This is a genomic window from Deltaproteobacteria bacterium, assembly GCA_029858205.1.
GTDB lineage: Bacteria > Desulfobacterota > GWC2-55-46 > GWC2-55-46 > DRQE01 > JAOUFM01.
Window position 1 is genome coordinate 146755 of sequence record JAOUFM010000003.1, and the last position, 25530, is coordinate 172284.

Genomic DNA, 25530 nt, shown 5'->3' on the forward strand with positions numbered 1-25530 from the left:
TATAAATTTAACATATCTCAAAACCGGACTCAAGTAAAGGAATTTTTCCTGCTTTGTACCCGTTTTTTTACGGCTTGACAGCATCGCGCCTTATAGCTATGCTTAAAGCTGACAAATCGGCATCATCATCCTATGACAAACCATGACAAAACGGCACTTAACACACAAACCTCAAAAGCCGCACGGCCTTAAGCCGTTCATAAATGCTAGCGGCATAAAAAAAATAGTCCGCTCGCTTGGCCGGCGCATAAAGAAGGATTACTCCGGCAGGCGCCCGGTATTCGTAGGCGTTCTAAGGGGCTCCTTCATGTTCACTGCGGACATGGCCAGAGAGGTCGGCGGGTTCGCGGAAATCGCGTTCATAAGCATCTCATGCTACGGCAAGAACAATAAGCCGCTAAAAAAGGCCCGCGTAAAGAGCGCCGTGGGGCTCGACATCCGCGGACGCGACGTCATTGTAGTCGAGGACATACTGGATAGAGGCGTTACTATAAAAGCGCTTCTCGCCTTCATAAAGAGCAAGAACCCGGCCTCGATATCCGTCTGCGCGCTCTTTGTGCGAAGCGGCAGACCCGCCTACAAACCGCGCTACATCGGAAAAACCATCGGGAAAGGCTTTGTCGTGGGTTACGGCATGGACTATAAAGACGACTTTCGCTGCCTACCGGAGATATACGTTCTAAAAGGCGCTTCCCCGTACGAATAAATATCGGACACTGCCATGCCGCTTCCAAAAATGATAGAGAAACTGCTGCCCCCAAACACCGTGAGCAATGAGTTTGAGAACGCCAAACTCAAGCAGACGCACATCTCCTACGTCATTATCACAACCGACCACGCATACAAGATAAAAAAGCCCGTTGACTTCGGCTTTCTCGACTTTACCACCATCGAAAAGCGCCTTTTCTACTGCAAGGAAGAAGTACGGCTAAACAGCCGCCTTGCCGAAGGCGTGTACCTGGGTATAGTGCCCGTTACCTGCGACGGCTCAAACTACGAGATTGGCGGCAGCGGCGAAATAGTAGACTACGCAGTAAAAATGCGGCGCCTGGACGAAAACCACATACTAAGGAACATGCTCTCTGCCGAAACAGCCACAAGTGTCGACATGGAGCGCCTCGGCGTAAAGATAGCCTCCTTCCACAAGCGCGCTGCAACAAGCGGCACCATAGAGGCCTTCGGAAGCCCCGACACCGTAGGAAGGAACTGCACCGAGAACTTCCAACAAACGCTTCCATACATAGGCCGCACTATCAGCGCAGAGACGCACAAGGCGGTTAAGACGTACTCCGATAACCTCATAGCCAGAAACGCCGAACTCATGGCCCTAAGGGCCGACAAGGGACTTGTTGCCGATTGTCACGGCGACCTGCACACAGACCACATCTCGTTTGACGACGGCATACACGCCTTCGACTGCATCGAGTTCAACGAAAGGTTCAGGTTCTCGGACGTAATTTCCGACATCGCCTTTCTGCTGATGGATCTCGAATTCTACTCGCGAGGCGACCTTGCAAGAACGCTCGAAGCGTCCTATTTCAATGCTACCGGAGACGAAGAAGGAAAAAAGCTCCTCGACTTCTACAAATGCTACCGCGCCTTCGTAAGAGGCAAGGTCGAAGGCCTAAAGCTCTACGAAGCCGAAGAACCCGAAGATGAAAAACTAAAGGCCGAGGCGGACGCGAGAAGGTACTTTCATCTTTCAAGGATGTACGCAGAGGGAGGCTACAGACCAACCCTTATACTTGTGCGCGGGCTCTCGTGCTCCGGAAAATCATCGCTTGCAAGAGAACTATCGGCAATGACCGGCATGAAGGTACTATCCTCGGACGCGATACGCAAGGAACTGCACGGCATTACGCCAGATAAACGCGTAATAGAGCCTTACGGCAAGGGCATATACTCGGATGAGGCAACGGTAAAGACCTACTCTACCATGGCAGAGAGAGCAAAGAAGCACCTCTCCTCAGGACGATCTGTCATAATGGATGCGACATTTTCGCTCTCCGACCAGATTGACGCTGCAAAGACCGCGGCGCACATGGCAGGCTCTGCCTTTTACGCCCTTGAATGCACGGTGGACGACGAGACCGCGGCCAAAAGGTTTGCCTTAAGGGATTCAAATAGCGAGCGCATAAGCGATGCGACAATGGAAATATACTTAAAGCAAAAAGAAGCGTTCGAGCAAATAGACCCTCCCGCGGCAATACTTTCTCCGGCGGCCTCGCCCGGAGAGCAGGCAAGGGCAGCCATAAAAAAGCTCTTCATGAAATAACGCCCACAAAACCGTTGTGAATAGGCGCCTTCGGTATTATAATCGATAGGATGAAAAAAGAACTTTCAATTGTTCTGGTAAGCGGCGGCATGGACAGCTGCGTTAGCGCCGCCATGGCAGAAAAACGCGGCCCACTAGCCTTCATGCACTCGAACTACGGCCAGAGGACAGAGGCGCGCGAACTTAAAAGCTTCAAGGCCCTTGCCAGGCACTACAGAGTAAAAAAAACGCTTGTCGCCGACATGCGCTATTTAAAGGACATCGGTGCCTCCGCGCTTACCAACAAGGCGATAAAAATGCCCAAAGGCAGGCTTAAGCGCAGCGATGTCCCGTCTACCTATGTGCCATTTCGTAATGCGCAGCTTCTCTCCGCTGCCATTTCATGGGCAGAGGCCATCGGCGCGAAGAACGTCTACATCGGCGCGGTGGAAGAGGATTTTTCAGGATATCCAGACTGCAGGCAGGCGTTTTTCAAGGCATTCGAAAAGGCAGCGCGCACCGGAACAAGGCCCGGAACGAAGATAAGAATAATCACGCCGCTAATAGGCATAACAAAAGAAGAAATAGTAAAGACCGGCATAAAGCTAAAGGCCCCGCTCCATCTTACGTGGTCATGTTATAAAGACTCGAGACTTGCCTGCGGCGAATGCGATTCGTGCCTGCTTCGCCTTAAAGGGTTCGAGGGCTCGGGCATGAAAGACCCCGTCCCTTATAAAAGGAGAAAAGGGAAATGACGTTCATAGAATTCCTTAAAAAGAAAAAAGACATAGACCCTGACACGCGCGACTTAGACGAACTCATGGACGAGTACTATGAGGAGTACAAGGCCTTTATGACGGGGCTCAAGGACGGCTGCGGCGACAACTAAGCCCCGGTTTTTTGCCTTGCCTTGAGGGCCACCCTCTTTTATACTACTACTACGTCCGGAGCACGCACATCCGGGCAGATACCACCATGAAAACCCTTTTGGACATAGAGAAACGCGAGGCAACGAGCCTTGCCCCGTACGCGCAAAAAAGCTCGGAATCAAAGGGCCGAAGGCACGCAGAGACCGAACACGCCTTCCGCTCGGTATTCCAACGCGACAGAGACCGCATCATCCACTGTAACGCCTTCAGGAGATTAGAATACAAGACGCAGGTGTTTGTTTACCACGAAGGCGACCACTACAGAACGCGCCTTACGCATACAATCGAGGTCGCGCAGATAGCAAGGACGATTGCCAGGGCGCTTGGGCTAAACGAAGACTTATCCGAGGCCATAGCTCTGGCGCACGATCTCGGGCACCCGCCATTTGGGCATACCGGCGAAAAGGTGCTCGATGAGCTCATGAAAAAGCACGGCGGCTTCGAGCACAACGCGCACAGCCTTAGAATAGTCGAAGAGCTCGAGCGCAGGTACCCAGCCTACCCGGGGCTTAACCTCTCATGGGAAGTGCGCGAAGGCATCGCGAAGCACAGGTCCGAGCACGACCACCCTGGGTCGTTTAAGGAATACGAAATGGAGAAGCCTCCCTCGCTCGAGGCCCAGATAGTGGACATCGCAGACGAAATCGCCTACAACAACCACGACATAGACGACGGCCTGTCTTCGGAAATGCTCGACGAGGACTCGCTTATGGAAGTTACCCTGTGGAGAGAGTGCAGGAACGAGGCCGTAAACGCCGCACCCGGGGCTGACTCTAAGATAATAAAGTACCAGACAATAGTGCGCATAATAAACACTCTCGTAAGCGACCTGGTCGAGAACACGGCAAAGAACATCGCGGCAAATAATATAAAGACCGTAGCCGCCGTAAGAGGACACAAAGGCAACATCGCGACCTTCAGCCCCGAGATAGCGGAGAAGAACAGAGAGCTAAAAAGATTTCTAAGAAAAAACCTCTACAACCACTACCGGCTGCTTAGAATGGCCGACAAGGCAAAGCGCATGCTCACCGCGCTCTTCGAAGCCTATATAAGGGAGACAAGCCTCATAGCCCCGCGCTTTTTGGAGAACATACAGTCGCTTGGCAAGGAGCGCGCCGTATGCGACCACATAGCCGGCATGACCGACCGCTACGCGCTCGATGAATATAAAAAGCTCTTCGACCCGTACGAAAAGGTTTAAAAAAGAACCGCGGACAAAAAGGAGGATTTTATATGGGACTGCTTGACGGAAGAAAGGCCCTGATAATGGGTGTAGCAAACGAGAGAAGCATCGCCTGGGCAATAGCCGAGGCCTTTAAAAAAGAAGGCGCCGAGCTCGCCTTCACCTACGGCGCAGAGGTACTAAAAGACCGCGTAACCCCGCTTGCCGAAAGTGTAGGATCGAAGCTCATACTCCCGTGCGACGTTACAAAGGACGAGGACATAGACAAGCTCTTTGACAAGATAAAGGAAGAATGGGGCAGCTTGAACATACTCGTCCACTCCATAGCCTTTGCAAAGAAAGAAGAACTTAAGGGCCGCTTCGTGGACACATCAAGAGACGGCTTCTCTCTCGCAATGGATATAAGCGCGTACTCGCTTGTTGCAACGGCAAGACGGGCGCTGCCGCTCATGGTAAAGGGCGAGAGCAGCATCGTGACACTTAGCTACCTTGGCGCGGAACGCGTCGTGCAAAACTATAACGTCATGGGGGTTGCGAAGGCGGCGCTCGAATCGAGTGTCAAGTACCTTGCAGCCGACATCGGCCAGGACGGCGTACGGGTGAACGCGATAAGTGCTGGGCCAATCAAGACCCTTGCGGCAATGGGCATATCAGGGTTCTCGAACATACTTAACGCTGTAAAGGAAAAAGCGCCGCTAAAGCAAAACGTGACATCGTATGATGTGGCAGGCACGGCCACCTACCTTGCAAGCGATCTCGCAAGCGGAGTAACAGGTGAAATTATCTACGTTGACTCGGGCTTCAACATCATAGGGTTCTAAGCGTAACGCCCTGTTATGCGCACCATAGCCGATCTGCACGTGCACACGAAGTACTCGAGGGCCACGAGCCGGGACATGACGCTTCCGGTAATGGCAAAGTGGGCGCAAAAAAAAGGCATCGACATCCTCGGCACCGGGGACTTCACGCACCCAGCGCACTTTAAGGCAATAGAAAAAGAGCTCGCCTCCATCGGAGGCGGGCTCTTTACATTAAAAACAGAAGCAAAAGAAAAAACCGCAACGCGCTTTGTCCTGTCCGCAGAAATAAGCAGCATCTACAAGCAAGGCGATAAAACGCGCAAAATCCACTCCCTCGTGTTCATGCCCGATATCGAGGCCGTAAGAAAGTTCAACTCTGAACTTGCAAGACGCGGCAACATCGCCTCGGACGGCCGCCCTATACTCGGGGTATCGGCAAAAGAACTTTTAAAACTCGCCCTCGACGCGTCCAAAGACGCCGTGCTCATTCCTGCGCACGCATGGACACCGTGGTTCTCGGTATTTGGCAGCAAGTCCGGGTTCGACTCAATCGAAGAATGTTTCGAGGAACTTACGCCACATGTCTTTGCCATCGAAACAGGACTCTCATCGAACCCTGCAATGAACCGCCGCATAAGCAGGCTCGATACAATCGCGCTTATCTCGAACTCTGACGCGCACTCGCCTTCCAAGCTCGGGCGGGAGGCAAACGTATTGGCCGGAGAGCCCGATTACTTCGAGATGATGCGGGCGATAAAGGCGCGCGACCCGAAAAAATTCCTCTTTACCATAGAGTTCTTTCCCGAAGAAGGCAAGTACCACCACGACGGCCACAGAAGCTGCGGCGTGTCGCTAACACCTGCTGAAACGAAAAAGCGCGGCAGCATGTGCCCGGTATGCGGCAAAGAGCTCACAATCGGCGTCTCGAGCCGTGTCGAAGAACTCTCCGACAGGCCCGAAGATGCTTCTGAAAAAGGGTTCATACCCTCAAAGGCCGTCATACCGCTCGAAGAAATCATAGCCGAGGCATTCGACAAGGGCGTAAACACAAAGGGCGTGAAGGCCGAATACGAAAGAATAATCGAAAAAGCAACCGAATTCGAGGTACTCCTCGACATGCCTGATGAAGAAATCAGAAAGATTGCTAACGAACGCGTTGCCGAAGGCGTCATAAAGGTCAGACAGGGCGAGGTCTCGATAGTACCTGGCTTCGACGGCGAATTCGGCAAGATAAAGATATTTTCCAAGGCAGAACCACCCTCCCCCAAAGGCCCGTCGCAGATGGGGCTTGTTTAACAGCCTATTGCAAAAACAGCATGGGCCGTGATACCATCTCTCGGTCCGGCGCAATACAACTTCAGCCTTCGAAAGGAATTCCACCATGCGAAACATACTATCACTGCTCGTCATATTTATACTGTCATTAAGTTGCGCACTTGCCACCAAGCAGAGTGTTTCAGCAACCGAACCGCCAAAAATGATTAGCATAAGATTCTATGATACCAACTTCGTGTATGACGGAAAAAACGCTTATCTTAAAATCACGGAATCTCTACCGCCTATTTACGAATGGAAAGTGATAACCGACAAACCGGACGTATTCAAAATATACTCCAAAGACCAACAAGAAACCACGCTTGAAACTTATCTTGAACTCAACCTGAACACCAAAACTTTTAGCAGAGTAAGAATGTCTAACGGGGTTCCCCAAGTAACTCCCATAGAAGAAGGAATCGTTCCTGCCTCTTTTATCGAAAAAGACCCCTTTGGCCCAGGCTCGTTTAAAATCAAAATCAACTACATCCAGCTAGGCAGCGCCACTACAGAACAAGAGATAGATGCTGGATGGCCACTAATGTTTGCATTGCCAAAGGACGCCCTGATGCTGCAAAAAGTCACAAATGATATCTATCAGCTAAAACAGAAAAATTCGAAAAACTCATTTTTGCAAATAGATATAGACAAGCAATGGATTACCGAAATAAAAGATTCGCCCTTCGGCATTGTAGGCGGCAAGGGAATTCCAATAAACGCTTCGGTATCTGTCAACACGAAAAAAGAACCTAAAAAAAACACCTTGGACACAACGCTATTATTCAAATTTCCCAACAGCGAATTCACTTTTGACAACAGAACCAAGAAGTGGTCTCTGCGCACAAATAATGACATCATATCGACAAGCGGCGATGGTGCGCTTATAATGGAAAGCGCGCCCGGGATATACCGCCTGACCGGACACCTTAACACATGGAGCTTTTACCTTATCGACACAATCAGCCAGAAAGCATACTTTGTCAGAAGCCACGTCGGAACCAGCGATTATTCCAGCAAAGTACTTCTCAATGACGTTACTACGGAAAACATTACGGATAAAAACGGTAACATTACGGGCTTTAAGATAGTATTCCCGATTACGAATTTACGATTTATAGGGAACTCCGGATACACCGTGGACGCAGGAACGCCGCCATACAGCATAGCCTTCAGCATTGCCAATGGCCCCAATTTTACACCATGGAACATTGCGCAACCTACCACCGGCACATATCACTTGAAGCACGAATCCTGGTCCACCGGACATTTCTGGGAAGCAGACCCGTACACCATGAGCGTAAATTCAATAAGCAACGGTATATTCGGCAAGACAAACCAAAAGGGCACTCCGGTGCATGCTTCGGTAGCGACATCGGATATCATCCAGACTGGCAAAAACAGCCCCTTACCCTCAACGATCTCTGCCAAATCCGACCAACTCCTCGTATTTTTCGACAATGCACGCCTAAACATCAACCGCAAAACCGGCAAGATAGAGTTCGTCGCCGGAAACAGGGTAATCTACACGGAAAAGGACTTCGACATAATAAGCCCATCGCCCGACAAAACATACTTTTTCCTATCCACAAAAAATAACAACAAACAGACATTCCTTGAACTGGATTTCGAAGAACGGGCGCTATACTCCATAAGCGCGCCGGTAGACGCCTCCACTCCGCGCAACATTCCCAAACGCCAGCCTTCTCGACATGCCATAACAACCTCAAGCGGCCCGAATTTTAGCGGCCTGCCAGAGAACTTCGCCATAACAGCCGATGCAACGCTCATGCTTTCAGGCAATCGCATCAGCATCCTTAGCTTCGCTTCTTATGTGTTTTCCTATGGCAACGACTTTATAGTATCGCCTGCATCTGCCAACACCTTCAACATACGGCATAAGTCATGGCCCGAAAAAAACTACTGGATTGCCGACACGCTGCACGAAACTGTCACAGACCAGTCATCCAACGATATCGGCGCATTTGCGGCAAAAAGATTCTATGACAACAAAAACGAGAAAATAGACGCCGAAACCATGCGCTCAACCGATTTTGCCTTCACCGGCGAACACCGCCAAAGGATGGAAAAACCGGCATGGATAACTTCCGAAAAAAACCTCTATACCAAACTTCTTAAAAACAGCGGCCCTTACGACATCCTGATAGTACCGGTGCAAGTAAGAAGCCACGCATTCGACATAACCGAGCGCTCCCTCATGACCAGATACCTTGCCGACCGGATAAGCAAGACCACGAACCTCAAACTACCGAACCCAACGTACGTGGCGCGCGCACTCGGTGAGCGCTTTCGCACTTTTAAAGACGCTGACATCATAAAACTGGCCGACGCCATGGGCGTAAAGACCGTCGTAAAGACATACGCCGGACACAACCGCGAAGAAAAAATGAACATAGACGTCCTTGTCATGACCCGTGACAAGACCGGAAAATTAGTGCCGAATTCCTGGAAAAGCGCATACACGAAGGATGGCGTCGACTTTTCCCACTACATCCTTCCGTCCGAGGTGTTTCTTGGCATGACGGATACAGTGATAAAAACGCTGCCCGTAAAAGCGACCAAGACCGTGGAGCGCAAAAGATACCCGGCAGCAACACCCGTTTTACCCAAAGAACCCAAAGAGCTCTTCGCAACGAAGAACAGTACTCCGGTTCTAGAGGCATACAAACTTGAATTCCTTGGCTCGCTTTATCCGCTTGAGTATAGCCTGACATACCTTAACGATCCATTTCCCAGGGCCCACTTTTTCGAACGCGCGCTCGTGGCGCTAGAGAACGTCACCGCCGATTCTCCGGACTACCGCCACCTGAAAGCGCGCGCGCTGTTTTTTCTCAACCGCCGCCCGGCAGCCGTCAAGGCCCTCGGCAAACCTGTAACCACCGAGGAAAAAGCCCTTGCCGCATTGATGGACGGCAATCTGCCGGAACTCGAAAAACAGCAACAACTCATAAAATCGCCATTGCCAAAATTGATGGCATACTTCGACCTGGTCGAATTAAAAGGCATCTTTGAAACCAAATATCCTGGAAGAGAAGACATTACTAGTGCGGCAGAAAACGCGCCGGGCTGGGAAACGCTGGTAGCACGGCGGCTCCTTGCCGGCAACAAGTGGGGCCTGCTGCCAAGCATCGCGCTTAAGGATTCTCTCGATAAAACGCTCCCTGTTGACGGATACACAGCAAAAACCTTCGTCAAATCATTGGAACGCCTCAACAAAAACGAAGAAGAGATCCATGGGGAACTCGGTTTTTCCATACATAAACACCGCAACCTGCTTTTCAAACAAAACCCGGGCAAGTTATGCTGCGAAGACGGCTCCTCAAACGCCGCCATCTTTGACTATCTTGACCTGATGGCCGCCATAGAGGACGTGAATAACTCAAAGGAAATTTTCTTTTTGGTTGCCGTGCAGGGCCAACCTGCAAATGATGTTCTCCGCCTGTACGAGGCATACGACAGTACGTATAAAGAGAGCTACCCGATGCTGTCTGCAAAAACAGTAATCCTTGTCAACATTAACGATGCCACCTCGTCACACGAAGTCGAGAAACAACGTCTAAGGAATCTCAGATGTTCGCACATGGATTTCAGCAAAGATATCTGCAACTACTCCGACTCAAGAAGCCCTTACAGATTCGACTACCCTCTTGGTCAAGATTCGCTTGCCACGAAAGTCGCAAAAGACAAATATTTACCAAACTATGACCTTGACAAAGCCAGCGATCAGACAAAAGAAAACATATCTGCATTCATGCTAAAATTTATGTACGACAACACAGACATAGCCGGCCTATCCGGTATTCGCGCCAATCTAAAAGACATTGACATCGCCACCGCCAACAAATTCACCAAAGACAACCTGCATAGGTTCGCCGGTTCGCCCGCATGGCGCCCGATACTCAACGACCTCGCCAAAAACGACCCCTCTAACACGGATCCGCACGCAAGCGCCGAAAAATGGGCCGACGAACATCCGGAAGATTGGACCGGCATCTATGCCCTTGCAACCGAGTACCTCGACGAAGGAAACACGAAAAAAGCCGAGACCGCCCTTGACAAGTATGCCGGCTTTCAGAGTAATAACAAGCTTAACCCGGTACACATATCAACCTACGCCTTTTTTGCAGGCAACCAATTTCTGCAATTTGGCCTATTCGAGCAAGCCAAAAAGTACTTTACCATTTCAACAAACCAGCACACTGGTTCGCAAGCGAGCATGATAGCCGACGTATACCTGGCGCTGCTCGACGAAGACTACCAGGAGGCCTTTAGCCGTGCCAAGACATTGTCCAAAAGATATGATGACTACTCTTTCGAGATAGCCCTTTCAAGCGCAATAAAAAATCCTGACGACACAAAAGAATTATTCGCTTTTTTACAGAAACGAGCCTGGAAAAACATCTTCCAAGAACACGCCGCACATTCCGTCATCGTTGCAATGGAAAGAGAAGGCGACTCCACCGCAGAAATTCTAAAATGGGCAAAAAAACACACCGACAACACAGGCTCTACCGGAAATTCCTTTTTTCTAAGAATCGTTTTTTTGGATAAGACCATAGTCAAAGAAGACCTTTCTGTCTTATCGCCCAACATGCGCGCCCACTTCAACTTTGGCAATGCATACTACCTTTTAAAAAACAAAGAATACAACCAAGCGTATGAATTCGCGCAGAAAATCCCGGCAGACAATCTGCTATCCATCATTAATGAAAGCCTGCCCTACACCGTTTATGCGCACCTAAAAACCGGCAAGCGCGATGAAGCGGAAAAATATACGACCAAATATGATGGAAGTCACAACACTTCCTACGGTGACAAAAAGGAATACACTCTACTAGCACGAACTCTCATCGCCGCCGACAAGGGTAAGCACGACGAAGCATTGACGCACCTACAAGCCATAGTGAAAACCGACAAAGAATTAAACGAAGACGCTCTTGGTTTTTTCTACGTCTTTGCCGAGGTCGCGGAACTGCTATACAACGATTACAAAAAAGAAGAATACCGCGAGTTCATACTTTACGCCGCGAAAACATTCCGGCGCACGCACCCCTACTACGCATGGACATACGCATTCGAGGCGAAATATACGAAAAACGCAGACGACAGGCTAAGGGCCCTTGCCATAGCGCTCTATCTCGACAGGAATTCGTCCCGCATAGCGCACTTTTCGGCAAAGGAAAAGAAAGAGGCCGAAGAATGGATGAAGAAAAATAACCCGTTCCTGAACAAGGCAAAGCCGCGCCGCAATTCCTCTACAAAAAGCGCGACATGACCGCATGCTCATAGAAGTAAAAAAAGAAAACCTCAAAAACGGCTCATTTCGCCTGTTCATGGACGAATTCTTCGACCTTACGGTGTTCTTCGGCGCAAGCAACGAGATAACGGCCTTTCAACTTTCCTACAAAAAGCCCTCGGACGAGCACTCGCTCGAATGGCAAAAGGACTCGGGCTTTCTGCACTCGCGCGTGGACGACGGCGAGTCGAGCCCCCTTCATAACGATTCGCCGATACTGCTAAAAGACGGCCCGTTCCCGCATAAAGACATAAGCAGACGTTTTATCGAGAGCTCGAAAGATATCGACAGCAAGGTCGCGGCCTTTATCGGCAAGAAAATCCTCGAAGCAGGGAAAAAGCTCCCCACAAAGCGCCGCAAAAAAAGCCGCCGCACTTGACCTCTACCAAAGATTTATTATATTCTTAATAAAGCAGATAATGCTTCGCGGGCCGCGCTCAATGCGGCCCGTATCCCAAAAGCTACCACTCAAGACCATGACGCGCGAACAATTCGACATCCTGGTAAAAAGACTCGAACCATACGCCAAAGAAAACCCAAAGGCATACAGACGCCGCGTGCTTCTTCTCGGGCTTCTCGGGTATGCGTACATATTTTTCATACTCGCCATTGACATCATTATCATAGCGCTCATGGTTTCATGGGTCATGAACGCCAAATCGCATGCCTCGCACCTCATACTGGTCAAAAAACTCGCCATACCGCTCGTGCTTCTTGTCTACATAACAGTGCGCGCCCTATGGATAAAGATAGCGCCGCCGGAAGGCAAAGCAATAACGCGCGCCGATGCTCCGGAACTCTTTGCCTCACTCGACAAACTTCAAAAACTGCTAAACGGCCCGGCTATCCACAAGGTGCTCTTAAACAACGAGCTAAACGCATTCATCACGCAGATACCGATGCTCGGCCCCATCGGCATGCACAGAAATTACCTTGTGCTCGGCCTCCCGTGCATGACACTTCTCTCGCCAAGGCAATTCGCATCGGTGCTTGCGCACGAGTACGGCCACCTTTCCTCCTCTCACGGCAAGCTCGGCACATGGGTATATAGGATAAATATGATGTGGCACAGGATGGTGACAAAACTCGTCGAGTCCGAGCACTTCGGGGCCTTCATCTTCACGAAGTTCTTTAACTGGTACGCGCCGTATTTCGACGCCTATACATTCGTTCTAAGACGCGAGCACGAACACGAGGCCGACAAGGCAGCCGTCAGGGCAGCGGGCAAGGAAGCCGCGGCAGAGAGCCTTATACTGCTAACCCTTGCATCGCGCTATCTTGACGAAAAGTTCTGGCCAAACGTATACGAAAACGCCTACACGACGGCATCGCCGTCGATTGCGCCGTTTAGCGCGATGCCATCGGCCTTTACCGGAGGCCTTGGCGCTGAAAAGGATTCAGGGAAATGGCTCGATAATGCGCTAAAGGTTGAAACAGGAACTGCCGACACCCATCCGTCTCTCGCAGACAGAATCGCGGCCATGGGACATAAACCGACACACCCCGCACCTGCCAAAGAGAACGCGGCAAAGTATTTCCTGAAAGACAAGGCCACGGAATACGCCTCTTTCTTTGACACGGAATGGCAAAACAACGTGCGTGAGGGCTGGGGAAACAGGTTCAAGCAAACCGAGGAAGCGCGTAAAAAACTGAAAACTCTCGAAGAAAAAGACGCTACCGAAGGACTAAGCGAGGAAGAGACCTACGAGCGCGGATGGATAACCGAGGATATAGGAGAGCCGGATGCAGCGCTGCCCTTCTATAATAAAGTTCTCGAAAAAAACCCGGCGCATGCCGGAGCGCTCTTTCTGGCCGGAAGGATACTCGTAAAGAACGACGACCCCTCGGGCGCGGCACTAATAGACAAGGCAATGGAACTGGATCCGGAGTGCATTATGGAAGGCACTAAGGTCCTTTACTATTACTTCATGGACAAGGACAAAAAGGACGTTGCGGCAAAGTACCTGGACATGGCCGACAAACGGGCGGCCATAGACGCAGCCATACACGAAGAGCGAAATAGCATTTTCCCTGGCGACACCTTCTTTGCCCCTGCGCTCACACCAGAAGCGGTGGAAGGGATAAAATCCGAACTCAGGAAACACCCGGAGGTAAAGTCCGTATACGTCGCGCAAAAAACGCTCAGGCACAGCGCCAAAACGCCGTTATATGTGATATGTATCGTAAAAACATGGAACGCCTTCAGGAGCGAGAAGTCCCACACCAAAACCCGCGCCAAACTGGCAGACAATCCGCTGCTCGATGCAGAGACTATCTACATATCCGTCACCGACGACACAAAACAAATATTTAAGAAACTAAAAAAATCCAGCGCCCTGAGGATAGACAACGCCTGAGAATGCGACCAAAATCTTCCTTAAATAAAAGAGGGGTTATGCAAAAAACAATACTTGTTTGTATCATATTTTTTCTTGTTGTCCCTGCATGTTACGCAGAGAAAGCGAAAAGTAACAAAATAACAAATCCAACCGATCAAAGCACCTCCGACGTATTGGATTTGTTTTTTCTTGTGCGTTCAAATGACTTCCTGAAGGAAAAAGGTACTGCCGAGCCGTGCAAGGAAACGGCGATACCCAACGCCGCCACTTTGACAATAAGGCCTGGCGTCGGAATGGAGAAATTACCGATTGGCACTGAGTTCTTCATAATTGACAAAGATAATAAAATCATCAAAGGCACATTAAACAAAATAGCAACCTCGTGCGAGAATATTTTCGGCGAAGACAATCTGCACTATGGACTTCTGTTGCTTGATGGTAAAATAGACTGGAAAGATGATTTTGTCGCCGCCGCCCCTGCTGTGATGGGCATAAAACCTTCGGCAAAAAATTTGGGCACAGTACAAAACCTATCACCAAATGCAAGCAAGGCATACCAAAAAAGAATAAAAAAAGAAATAAAGACAAAGTATCCCGATGTCGGTTATTTCGACTTCGACCACGCTCAACGCATAACCATCCCGGGGATGCAAAATAGGCATGAAATTATTCATGTTGGGTTCGAAAAAAACTACGAGAAATATACTAACCTTGGCGACAAGGCCGGAAGTGCCAGCTTTATTTTCTCCACAAAAAACAATAGGTTCGAACTCATACATTGGGATTACGGCAATCTTGAAATACTCGGCATAACAGACATGGACAACGATGGCATCGCAGAACTTACGGTCTCTGACTACGCCTCTGCCGGCGGCGATTACAGCGTTCTGCTCTTTGATGGTAAAAAAATCTTGAATAAACAAAAAGTCCTCTACAACTGGGGGCACTAACAGAACCATAAATTTTGGTTCGCCTTTTAAACTTGAACCAACATAAGCTCCTCATGCTCAGCCTTCTCACAAATAATACCTTCTTTGCTTTGCTAAAATTGCGGCGCACCTTTTGCCATCATCATCCTTGACTGCGTCCGCACGTTAGTATATCCTTAATTCTTATGGGAAATATCAAGGCCATAGTCCTTGCCGCAGGCAAGGGCACGCGAATGAAGTCCGAGATGCCAAAGGTCCTACACCGGGTGTGCGGCCGCCCCATGCTCGCCTACCCGCTCGACGTTCTAAGGCGGCTACGCTTCGACGCCATCACAGTGGTCGTTGGGCACAAGGCCGAAGAGGTCAAAAAAGCGTTCTTCGATTTTCCTAAAATATCATTTGCCGTGCAGGAGCCGCAGCTTGGAACAGGGCACGCAGTAATGTGCGCCATGAAGACTATGAAAGCGGCCTCTGGCGATATTCTCATACTTTCGGGCGACGTGCCGCTAATAAAAGAAGAAACCATAAAGGCCCTTCAAAAAATACATTCAAAGGGCGCTGACGTGACATTCATCTCCATGGTGCTTACAGACCCAACAGGCTACGGACGCGTTGTAAGGGACGAATCGCGCAAAATAAGCGCCATAATCGAGCACAAGGACTTACTACCCGAGCAAAAGAACATCAACGAAGTGAACTCCGGCATATACCTCATGCGGGCGAAGTTTTTAAAAGACAACTTAAAACACCTCGGCACAAAGAACAGGCAAAAGGAATACTATCTTCCAGACCTCGTGAGGATAGCGGCTGAAAAAGGCAAGGTCTCGTGCCTTACGCTCCTTGATGCATCCGAGGTCATGGGCATCAACAACAGAGAAGAGCTCGCAAAGGCCTCTGCAGTGAAAAAAGCGGAGATGCTCTCCGCCCTCATGCAAAGCGGCGTTACCTTCATAGCCCCGGAGGCCTCGTACATAGACTTCGGCGTAAAAATAGGCATGGATACAATCGTGCATCCGGGGGCGCATGTGCTGGGCAGTAGCGTTGTCGGCAAAGGCTGCGTCATAGAAGAAGGCGCGGTAATAAGAAACTCTATCGTCGGCGACCTTACCGTTGTAAAATGTTATTCGGTACTTGAGGACGCAATCGTTGGCAAGGACGCGCGTATCGGGCCGTTTGCAAGGCTGCGTCCCGGCACAAAGGCAGCCGACTCCTCTCACATCGGAAACTTTGTTGAGATAAAGAACAGCTCCATTGGCAAAGGCTCAAAGGCAAACCACCTGACCTACATCGGGGATTCGACGGTAGGGAGCGGCGTAAACATCGGCGCCGGGGTAATCACATGCAACTACGACGGGGTAAGTAAACACAGGACAGTGATACAGGATAACGCCTTCGTCGGCAGCGACTCGCAGCTCGTTGCCCCGGTAACGATCGGCAAAGGCGCGTACATAGGGAGCGGCTCAACAATCACCAAGAACGTTCCCCCCGGCTCGCTTGCCCTCACCAGATCGAAACAGAGCGTCATCGAAGGCTGGGCTAAAAAACGCGCCGCAAAAAATCCGAAGAAGAAAGGCAAGAAATAACACCCCAATGTGCGGCATAGTCGGATACATCGGCGATAGAAACGCCCAGGACGTAATCATCGACGGACTAAAGCGCCTCGAGTACCGCGGCTACGACTCCGCCGGCATAGCAATCATTCATGACAAGAAAATCGATTTAAAACGCAGCGAAGGAAAGCTCGAAAACCTTGCCAAAAAAGCCGCGAAAAAACCCGCCGCAGGACATGTCGGCATCGGGCACACCAGATGGGCAACGCACGGCCGCCCGAGCGAGGAAAACGCGCACCCGCACGTAGAGGGCGGCGTTGCGGTCGTGCATAACGGAATCATAGAAAACTACCTAAGCCTCAGAGAAGAACTAAAAAAGGCCGGCTCCACCTTCAAGAGCGAGACAGACACGGAAATAATAGCGCACCTCGTAAACGCCGAAGTAGAGCGCGGCAAGGACCTGGAAACCGCCGTACGGGACGCGATAAAACGCCTGAAGGGCGCGTACGCCATAGCCGTAATATCGAAGAACGACCCGTCGAAAATAGTCGGCGCCAAACAGGACTGCCCTCTTGTCGTGGGCCTTGGAGAAGGCGAGGCAATACTTTCTTCCGACATAACGGCAATCCTCTCGACAACGAGAAAGGCCATATTCCTCGAGGACGGCGAGGTCGTTGTAATCACGAAGGACAGTATCGATGTGACGACAGTCGACGGTAAAGAAGTCGCGAAAAAGCCCCGCACAATCGACTGGAGCCCGGTGATGGCCGAAAAAGAAGGCTACCGCCACTTCATGCTAAAGGAAATACACGAGCAGCCGAGAGCCGTTACCGACACATTCCGCGGCCTTCTCATGGAGGAAAAGGGCGACGTATTCTTAAACGAATTCTCCATAGACCTTAAAAAAGTAAGCCGCGTGTGCATGATAGCCTGCGGCACGTCGTGGCACGCCGCAATGGCAGGGAAATACATGCTCGAAGAAATGGCGCGTATTCCCTGCGAAGTGGACCTTGCAAGCGAATTCCGCTACAGGTCCCCTATAATAGGCAAAGACACTCTCGTCATAGCGGTATCGCAGTCGGGCGAGACCGCGGACACGCTCGCTGCCGTAAAAGAAGTAAAGAGAAAAGGCGCGCAGGTGCTTGCGGTCGTAAACGTCATCGAGAGCGCGATTGCGAGAGAAGCAACCTGGACCTTCTACACGCACGCCGGCCCTGAAATCGGGGTGGCATCGACCAAGTCGTTTACAACACAGCTTACCGCGCTATTTACCATAGCTCTTTTTATCGCCAGGAGAAACGAAACGATAAAGCAGCAGGCGGCAACGGAGCTCATTAAGGAACTTCTAAAAATCCCGCACAAGATAGAGACGGCCCTTGCCTCTGAAAAACACATCGAGGACATAGCCAAAAAGTACTTCCACGCGCGCGATTTTCTCTACCTCGGCAGAGGAGTTAACTTCCCGATGGCGCTCGAGGGCGCGCTAAAGCTAAAGGAAATCTCCTACATCCACGCCGAAGGCTACGCCGCCGGAGAGATGAAACACGGCCCAATCGCGCTCATAGACGAAGAGATGCCGGTAGTGGTGATTGCCCCGCACGACGCGCACTACCCGAAGATGCTTGGCAATATAGAAGAAGTAAAGGCCCGGGGCGGACGCGTAATCGCCCTCATAAACGACGGCGACAAGGAAGTATCGACAAAGGCCGACGACGTAATAATAGTTCCTTCGGCCCCGCACCACTTAACGCCAATACTTATGAGCGTACCGCTGCAGCTCCTTGCCTACCATATAGCAGTACAAAAAGGCACGGACGTTGACCAGCCGCGTAACCTCGCAAAAAGCGTGACCGTAGAGTAACCGATGGAACCAACCCCAGTTATAATAGCGGCATTCGCTATATTTGCCTACCTGCTCGGCTCAATCCCCTTTGGCCTTGTTGTGGTAAAAATGCTTGGCGGAGTTGACCCGAGAACCTCCGGAAGCGGCAACATCGGCGCAACAAACGTCGGCAGGACGTCAGGCAAAAAAGCCGGAATCCTTACCCTTCTCTTCGATGCGATGAAAGGCGCGCTGCCGCCGCTTATAGCCAAGCTCACTGTAAACGACCCTACGACAATAGCCATAGCTGCCTTGGCGGCCTTTCTTGGCCATCTGTACCCCGTATACCTGCGCTTTAAGGGCGGCAAAGGGGTTGCAACCGCCTGCGGAGCAATGGCAGCGGTAGCGCCAATACCGCTTGGCATAGGAGCCGTTACATTCGCCGTGCTCCTCGCTACGACAAGGTACGTGTCCGCAGGCTCCATGGGAGCGGCAATGGCAAATGCAGCGGCGCTCTACGTGCTTGGCTACGACACCCCATACGCAGTACTTGGCGCGGTAATGGCAGTGCTCATAATAGTCAAACACAGGGAAAACATAAAGCGCCTGATGAACAACTCGGAGAACAAATTCGGCGCAGGCAAAAAAGCCTGATTTTACGGGAAGTTTCAAAATACCCGCTTGCCAAACACCACGAAAACATGGTAAAAGTATAGCTTCTGGTTTTTACGGAGAGGTGGCCGAGTGGTCGAAGGCAGCTGCCTGCTAAGCAGTTGTAGGGGTAACACTCTACCGAGGGTTCGAATCCCTCCCTCTCCGCCACGTGTTAAGGGCATTATATTGGGGGAACTTTCTGTAGAAAGTTCCCCCAAACCCCTTCAAAGACTTTTACATGCTTGGGTTGGCGGCACCCCCGAATGGGGGTGCCGCCAACCCAGGTAAAAAGTTTTTGGAAAGAGTTTGAGAGAACCTTTTTACAAAAAGGTTCTCTCAATAAAATATGCGCCCGTAGCTCAGCTGGATAGAGCGTCTGACTACGAATCAGAAGGCCGGGGGTTCGACTCCCTCCGGGCGCGCCACAAAAAACAGGACCGCGGCAAAAAGTTTTTTGCCGCGGTTTTTCAATTTCGACGTTGCCGTTTTAAAGCTGTTTCATTGCTTTATCTATGAGACGTATGCCTTCAAGCGCGCCAGTTGGAATGGAAATAGTGCCTGCCGGACCAAAAGACTCTCGCGTATTTATGCGGACAAGGGTTGCGCCACTGCTCCTTTGTATTGCCTCGGAGTTCATTCGTACGGTCGGCACTGCCGTGCCTGCGCCGCATTCGATGATTACGAGCTTTTTACCGTCTACTTCGCCAAGCCAGTTATCGAGCCTTACTCTTTGCCCGTCTGTCCTGTCCGCGACCCATGAGCAGTCGCCAAACATCAAAACATTTGGCCTTGCTATCTCCTCGCACCTTTTGCAGCGCGGCATAGCGCCTTCGATTGTCATATCGGACAAATCAACATCAAAGTCAAGGTCCGCTGCCTTCCAGATATCGTCGCTGCACGGAGAAAGGCACTGAAGGTGGTTTATCGAGCCGTGGCACTCATAAATTAAATTACCGCCAAACCCTGCCTTTTCAAACTGTCCGTCCACGTTCGATGTAAACACGAACGCGCCGTGCTCTTTACTCTCGCTCCATCTTTTAAGTATCGAGAACCCTTCATGCGGCACGGTCGAGCAATAGAGAAAGAACCGGTGGCCGTAGAAGGCCCACGCCATTCTGGGCTTTGTGCGAAACCATGCCGGGTTTGCCATGTCGACAAACGATATGCCAAGGTGCTTTAGCGGCGGGTACGCCTTCCAGAACCCTTCATCTCCTCGAAAATCAGGCAATCCGGAATCCACACCCATGCCTGCGCCTGCTGCTATGAGAAGCGCATTAGCGTCCTTGATTGCTTTTGCCGCCTTTAGAATGGATTCTTCCGCTGTCATACAACCTCTACTCCCGTGCTGACAATAAGGCTATTATACATTATAATGTAAATGAACGGAACCTATGGCTAACTTTTCGAACAAAGGCAAGGTATTCGAAGCAAGAGGGCTCACCAAGGTCTACAAGATGGGCGAGGTCGAGGTGCGCGCGCTCCGAGGCGTTGACGTGGACATCTTTAGCGGCCAGCTCGTAGTGCTGCTTGGCCCGTCCGGGAGCGGCAAGTCAACGCTCCTCAATATACTTGGCGGCCTCGACGTGCCGACATCCGGCACGGTCAACTACATGGGTAAAGACATCACGCACGCAACGGATAAGGAACTCACCGAATACCGCCGTTTTCACGTCGGGTTCGTTTTTCAGTTCTACAACCTGATACCGAGCCTTACGGCACTCGAGAATGTCGCTGCTGTTACCGAGATCGCCGCCCGCCCAATGAAGCCCGATGATGCGTTAAAGATAGTCGGCCTTGGCGAAAGGCTAAACCATTTCCCTTCACAGCTCTCGGGCGGAGAGCAGCAGCGCGTTGCAATAGCAAGGGCCATTGCCAAGAACCCTGCAGTGCTTCTTTGCGACGAGCCAACCGGGGCGCTCGATTCCCAGACCGGCACGGTCGTGCTCGATGCCCTCGAGAGAGTAAACCGTGAGCTTGGCACTGCAACGGTCATCATAACTCACAACGCGCCGATTGCGGCCATGGGCGATACCATCATACGCCTTGGCGACGGCCTCATAACAGAGGTATCGGAGAATAAGCACAAGCTTGCCCCCCACGACATACGGTGGTAAAGATGCGCATAACGCCGCTCGATAGAAAACTTCTAAGGAACCTCTACTCCATGAAGTCGCAGATAGTGGCCATAGCATTTGTCATGGCCGCAGGGGTGGCGACCTTCGTGATGTCGCTTAGCACGCTCGACTCCCTTGAAAAGACCCAGGCCGTTTACTACGAAGAACACCGCTTTGGCGACGTGTTCGCGTCATTAAAGCGCGCCCCAAACGGCCTCAAGGCGCGTATTGCCGCAATCCCCGGCGTCGACGCCATAGACGCGAGAATAGTGGCTGCGGCAAGGCTTACTCTCGAAGGATTCAAAGAGCCCATAACAGGCCGCTTCGTATCCCTTCCCGAGACCGGAGAACCCGCCCTTAACATGCCCTATATCAGAAGCGGCAGATATATAGACACGTCCAAAGACAACGAAGTGCTCGTAAGCGAGGCCTTTGCCGACGCGCATAAAATAGGCGCCGGAGCAAAAATAAGCGCCGTGATAAACGGCCGCATGAAAGAGTTCATCGTAACGGGCGTTGCCATCTCCCCTGAGTACACGCTTCAACTCGCGCCCGGGGCCGTTATGCCGGATTTCAAACGCTACGCCATACTCTGGACGGCAGAGACGCCGCTCTCGACCGCATACGACATGCGTGGCTCCTTTAACGATCTTACCGTAAAGCTCAAAAAGGGCGCTTCTTCGGAGGACGTGATAGCGGCCTTGGATAAGGAACTCGACCGCTACGGCGCATTCGGCGCGTACGCGAGAAAAGACCAGATCTCGCACCGCTACCTTAGCGAGGAATTTCGCCAGCTAAAAAACATAGCTACAGTATTCCCCGTGGTATTTCTTTCTGTCGCGGCATTTCTTTTAAACATTGTCACAAGAAGGCTCATTGCAACGCAAAGAGAGGAAATAGCCATACTAAAGGCATTCGGGTACTCGAATATCGCCATCGCAGCGCACTATGCCAAGTTCGTCGGCGTGATAATGCTCATCGGCGCGGTCTTCGGCATAGCCCTTGGCGCGTGGCTTGGGCGCGGACTTAGCAACCTGTACATGACGTTCTACCATTTTCCGTTCCTCAAGTACGCAATAACGCCGCCAATCGGCGCAGGCGCCGTCGTAATAAGCGCGATAGCGGCCTTTACCGGAACGCTCTTTGCCGTGCGCGCAGCAGTAGCGCTTCCACCTGCTGAGGCCATGAGACCCGAGCCGCCGCCGACATACAGACCAACGATGATAGAGCGCGTGGGGCTGCAAAAATATTTCTACCAGACAACGCGCATGGTGCTTCGCCACATCGAGAGAAGGCCCCTTAAGGCCGCGCTCTCGGTGCTTGGCATCTCTCTTGCCTGCGGCATAGTCATAATGGGCCGCTTCTTTAACAACTCGGTAGACACGATGATGGATTTTCACTTCAACCTCTCGGACAGAAGCGACATGACGATTACGTACTTCGAGCCCGCCTCGGTCAATTCCGTCTACGAGATAGCCGCGCTCGACGGCGTAAAGCACATCGAGCCGTTTAGGATAATACCGGTTGAGATACGCGCCGGACACGTAAGCTACAAAACGGCGATAAACGGCTACGCGCCGGACTCAACACTTTCTAAACTCCTAAACGCCGAGAACCGCCCGATACCGATGCCTCCGGACGGGGTAATGCTTACGAACTACCTGGCCGAAAAACTCGGCGTAAAGGACGGCGACGCGGTGGAGGTAGAGATACTCGAAGGAAACCGCCCGAAAAGGACGGTCATTGTAAGCGGCCTCGTAAACCAGTACATCGGGGTAGCAGGGTACATGAACATCGACGCGCTAAACCGCCTTGCAGAGGAAGGCCACGTCATATCGGGCGTGAACATGCTGATAGACGAAGGCAAGCAGGAAGCGCTTTACGCAAAACTAAACGCCATGCCGCGCATAGCAGCCATAGGGCTTAAAAAAGAGGCGCTAAAGAACTTCAACGACAACATGGCCGACCAGGCGATGACCTTCACCCTCATCAACACGGCATTCGCAATGGTCATAGCCTTCGGCGTTGTGTACAACACGGCAAGGATATCCCTATCGGAAAACGAGCGTGAGATGGCGAGCCTAAGAGTGCTCGGCTTTACAAAGCTCGAGATTTCCTATATCCTACTTGGAGAGCTTACGCTCATAACGCTTATGGCCATACCGGTGGGGTTTGGCGTGGGCTACTGGTTCTCGTACAACATGGCCGAGCTCATGCAAAACGACCTGTACAGGATCCCCATCGTGCTCTACAAGAAGAGTTACGCATTCGCTGCAATGGTGGTGCTCGTATCGGCGTGCTTCTCGGCGCTGATAGTGCAGAGAAGACTCAGTTCGCTCGACCTCGTTGCCGTATTGAAGGCAAAGGAATAAGGCATGCAGAAGAAACGGCTCTACACATACATCGGCGCGGCGGTTGCGCTGATATTAATCCTCGTCTACGGCTTCATGCCGCGCTCCGTGCCCGTCGAGGTAGCCGAGGTCTCGCGCGGCCCGCTAAAGGTTACTATCGTAGAAGAGGGCATAACGCGCGTAAGGGAGCGCTACACCATGTCCGCGCCAAGCGCCGGGTACCTGCAGCGCGTCCTGCTCAAGGCCGGAGACGCCGTTAAAAAAGGCGACACCCTCGCAACCCTCGAGCCTCTAAAGCCCAGGGCCCTTGACGCAAGGAGCAGGGCCGAAGCAGAGGCGCGGCTAAAAAGCGCCGAGGCCGCGCTAAAAAGCGCAACCGAAAAGGCCTCTGCCATAGAAACTTCCTTTAACAAGGCGGCAAGCGACTTTGAAAGGATGAAAAAGCTCCACAAGGAAGACCTCGCCTCGGAGAGCGACTTCGAGAACGCCGAGAGCCTTTATAAGCGGCTTATGGCAGAAAAGAAATCGGCTACATACGAAGTCGACGCGGTAAAGGGCGAACTCGAGGCTGCCAAGGCCGTGCTCTATACAAAAGCGAACAACGGCAAAGCGGCAACAGAGCTTAAGCTTCGCGCGCCGTCGGACGGCCGCGTTCTAAAAATATTTCTTGAAAGCGAGGGCCCTGTCACCGAGGCGCAGCCAATCATCGAGATAGGCGACACATCCTCGCTCGAGGTCTCGACCGACGTATTATCGGAAGAGTCGGTCAAGATAAAGCCGGGCATGCCTGTCATCTTCGACCACTGGGGCGGCGTGCCGCTTGTAGGCAAGGTGCGAGTCGTGGAGCCCGGAGGATTTACGAAGATATCGGCGCTCGGTGTCGAGGAACAGCGCGTTAACATCATATCCGACATCACATCGCCGGCCGAGACATGGCAGAGCCTTGGCGACGGCTACCGCGTGGAGACGTCTTTTGTCACGTGGGAGGGTAAAAACATACTGCAACTGCCCTCCAGCGCGATATTCAGACACGAAAACGAAGAAGCGGTATTTGTCTACGAAAAAGGAAAGGCCAGGCTGAGGGCCGTCAAGACCGGGCACACTAACGGGCTCTTTGCCGAAGCGCTTTCCGGAATAAACGAAGGAGAAAGAGTAATACGGCATCCATCGGATAAAGTATTCGACGGAGCGCCTGTCAAACAAAGATGATAAAAATATCCGCAAAAAAAATAACAGCCTCGTTTTTCAAAGCGGCACTGCTTACGGCTACGTTCCTTACGTGTTCAGTCCCAGTGCTTGCCGCTGACCCGATGCCCGGAGCCAACCTCGACATTATAACGATAAAAGACAGGCTGGCAAAAAAATACCTCGGCGCTTCCAGCGTAGAGGGCCGCGTTGCCGCCGACGGACGCCTCTACGAAATAGACATACGCGGCAGCCTGATGCGCGTGCCGGAAGTTTCAGAATACAAACCGGTAGAATCTCTAGACGCTGCCGCAAGAAAACTTCTACTCGCGGAGAACTGGGCCTTTGGCCTGAAAAACCCTGACTACGACATCAAACTTAATCCGGCAAAGACATCACGTTCCGGCAATAAAACAGTTCTGACATACTCCTTCTATATCGCAGCCATCGAAATAGAGGATCGCATGATAGAGCTGACATTTATCGGTTCCGAGCTTATACGCCTTTACGCGCGCATAGCCAATTATTCAGACGAACTCAGGGCGGCAGCGGAGAAAACAGACAGGCTCGCGCTAAAAGAACGCGCCGATGCCCTCAGGGTTTACTTCGAGGACATAAAAGACCCTAACTACCCAAACGTCAGCATATACGTGCTAAGAGGCGTAGAGACAATAAAACTCGCGAGCGACAGCCCGCCGTACTTTCTCTGGATAGTCAAGGGGCTCGGATTCAACTACAGAATAAACGCATTTACAGGCGAGATACTTTCGAGAAGATAGCATTAAGGCCGCG

General features: G+C 51.5%; 19 protein-coding genes and 2 tRNA genes. 20 read left to right on the top strand and 1 reads right to left on the bottom strand.

Annotated elements, in window-relative coordinates; genetic code table 11:
- The first annotated feature begins 142 nt into the window (after positions 1–142).
- The 16 genes from OEV59_03485 to OEV59_03560 all read left to right on the top strand — a co-directional run bounded on the left by OEV59_03485 (position 143) and on the right by OEV59_03560 (position 19513).
- On the top strand, positions 143–706 hold the full coding sequence (locus tag OEV59_03485) for a phosphoribosyltransferase family protein (protein ID MDH4226804.1): 564 nt from the start codon (positions 143–145) through the stop codon (positions 704–706).
- Positions 707–721: 15 nt separating this feature from the next.
- A complete protein-coding gene (locus tag OEV59_03490; protein ID MDH4226805.1) occupies positions 722–2275 on the top strand; it encodes an AAA family ATPase in 1554 nt (517 codons plus the stop codon).
- Positions 2276–2325: 50 nt separating this feature from the next.
- Positions 2326–3009, top strand: a complete 684-nt coding sequence (gene queC, locus OEV59_03495; GenBank protein MDH4226806.1) for a 7-cyano-7-deazaguanine synthase QueC — start codon at positions 2326–2328, stop codon at positions 3007–3009.
- Positions 3006–3143: a hypothetical protein gene (locus tag OEV59_03500; protein MDH4226807.1), complete on the top strand. Its 138-nt coding sequence runs from the start codon at positions 3006–3008 to the stop codon at positions 3141–3143. Before queC ends, OEV59_03500 begins: the two co-directional genes overlap by 4 nt.
- A gap of 86 nt (positions 3144–3229) precedes the next feature.
- Positions 3230–4384 (top strand): deoxyguanosinetriphosphate triphosphohydrolase, encoded by a 1155-nt coding sequence (locus OEV59_03505; protein ID MDH4226808.1) that lies wholly within the window; start codon positions 3230–3232, stop codon positions 4382–4384.
- A 32-nt stretch (positions 4385–4416) separates the two neighbouring features.
- A complete protein-coding gene (locus tag OEV59_03510) occupies positions 4417–5187 on the top strand; it encodes an enoyl-ACP reductase (GenBank protein ID MDH4226809.1) in 771 nt (256 codons plus the stop codon).
- A gap of 15 nt (positions 5188–5202) precedes the next feature.
- Positions 5203–6462 carry an endonuclease Q family protein gene (locus OEV59_03515; GenBank protein ID MDH4226810.1) on the top strand — a complete coding sequence of 420 codons (1260 nt, stop codon included), beginning with the start codon at positions 5203–5205 and terminating at the stop codon, positions 6460–6462.
- Positions 6463–6856: 394 nt separating this feature from the next.
- Entirely contained in the window at positions 6857–11773 is a 4917-nt protein-coding gene (locus tag OEV59_03520; protein ID MDH4226811.1) for a hypothetical protein, read from the top strand.
- 4 nt (positions 11774–11777) lie between these two features.
- Positions 11778–12173 (top strand): hypothetical protein, encoded by a 396-nt coding sequence (locus OEV59_03525; GenBank protein ID MDH4226812.1) that lies wholly within the window; start codon positions 11778–11780, stop codon positions 12171–12173.
- Between the two features lie 97 nt (positions 12174–12270).
- On the top strand, positions 12271–14151 hold the full coding sequence (locus tag OEV59_03530; GenBank protein ID MDH4226813.1) for a M48 family metalloprotease: 1881 nt from the start codon (positions 12271–12273) through the stop codon (positions 14149–14151).
- A 38-nt stretch (positions 14152–14189) separates the two neighbouring features.
- Positions 14190–15083 carry a hypothetical protein gene (locus OEV59_03535; GenBank protein MDH4226814.1) on the top strand — a complete coding sequence of 298 codons (894 nt, stop codon included), beginning with the start codon at positions 14190–14192 and terminating at the stop codon, positions 15081–15083.
- A 164-nt stretch (positions 15084–15247) separates the two neighbouring features.
- Positions 15248–16645: a bifunctional UDP-N-acetylglucosamine diphosphorylase/glucosamine-1-phosphate N-acetyltransferase GlmU gene (gene glmU / locus OEV59_03540; GenBank protein MDH4226815.1), complete on the top strand. Its 1398-nt coding sequence runs from the start codon at positions 15248–15250 to the stop codon at positions 16643–16645.
- 7 nt (positions 16646–16652) lie between these two features.
- A complete protein-coding gene (gene glmS / locus OEV59_03545; GenBank protein MDH4226816.1) occupies positions 16653–18473 on the top strand; it encodes a glutamine--fructose-6-phosphate transaminase (isomerizing) in 1821 nt (606 codons plus the stop codon).
- Between the two features lie 3 nt (positions 18474–18476).
- Positions 18477–19088: a glycerol-3-phosphate 1-O-acyltransferase PlsY gene (gene plsY / locus OEV59_03550; GenBank protein MDH4226817.1), complete on the top strand. Its 612-nt coding sequence runs from the start codon at positions 18477–18479 to the stop codon at positions 19086–19088.
- 76 nt (positions 19089–19164) lie between these two features.
- Positions 19165–19256, top strand: a tRNA-Ser gene (locus OEV59_03555).
- A gap of 180 nt (positions 19257–19436) precedes the next feature.
- Positions 19437–19513 (top strand) — tRNA-Arg (locus OEV59_03560).
- 62 nt (positions 19514–19575) lie between these two features.
- On the opposite strand, the gene OEV59_03565 is transcribed toward OEV59_03560, so the two are convergent.
- The gene (locus OEV59_03565) at positions 19576–20415 is read right to left on the bottom strand and encodes an NAD-dependent deacetylase (GenBank protein ID MDH4226818.1); all 840 of its coding nucleotides are present in this window, start codon (positions 20413–20415) and stop codon (positions 19576–19578) included.
- Between the two features lie 64 nt (positions 20416–20479).
- Here OEV59_03565 and OEV59_03570 point away from each other — a divergent pair, with 64 nt between their 5' ends.
- The 4 genes from OEV59_03570 to OEV59_03585 are packed head-to-tail and all read left to right on the top strand — an operon-like array spanning position 20480 to position 25517.
- Positions 20480–21202 carry an ABC transporter ATP-binding protein gene (locus tag OEV59_03570; GenBank protein MDH4226819.1) on the top strand — a complete coding sequence of 241 codons (723 nt, stop codon included), beginning with the start codon at positions 20480–20482 and terminating at the stop codon, positions 21200–21202.
- A 2-nt stretch (positions 21203–21204) separates the two neighbouring features.
- Positions 21205–23574, top strand: coding sequence for an ABC transporter permease (locus OEV59_03575; protein ID MDH4226820.1), 2370 nt, complete (start codon positions 21205–21207; stop codon positions 23572–23574).
- Between the two features lie 3 nt (positions 23575–23577).
- Complete coding sequence (locus OEV59_03580) at positions 23578–24762, top strand: efflux RND transporter periplasmic adaptor subunit (GenBank protein MDH4226821.1); 1185 nt, start codon at positions 23578–23580, stop codon at positions 24760–24762.
- Positions 24759–25517 carry a hypothetical protein gene (locus tag OEV59_03585; GenBank protein MDH4226822.1) on the top strand — a complete coding sequence of 253 codons (759 nt, stop codon included), beginning with the start codon at positions 24759–24761 and terminating at the stop codon, positions 25515–25517. The genes OEV59_03580 and OEV59_03585 overlap by 4 nt, the downstream gene beginning before the upstream one ends.
- Positions 25518–25530 lie beyond the last annotated feature (13 nt).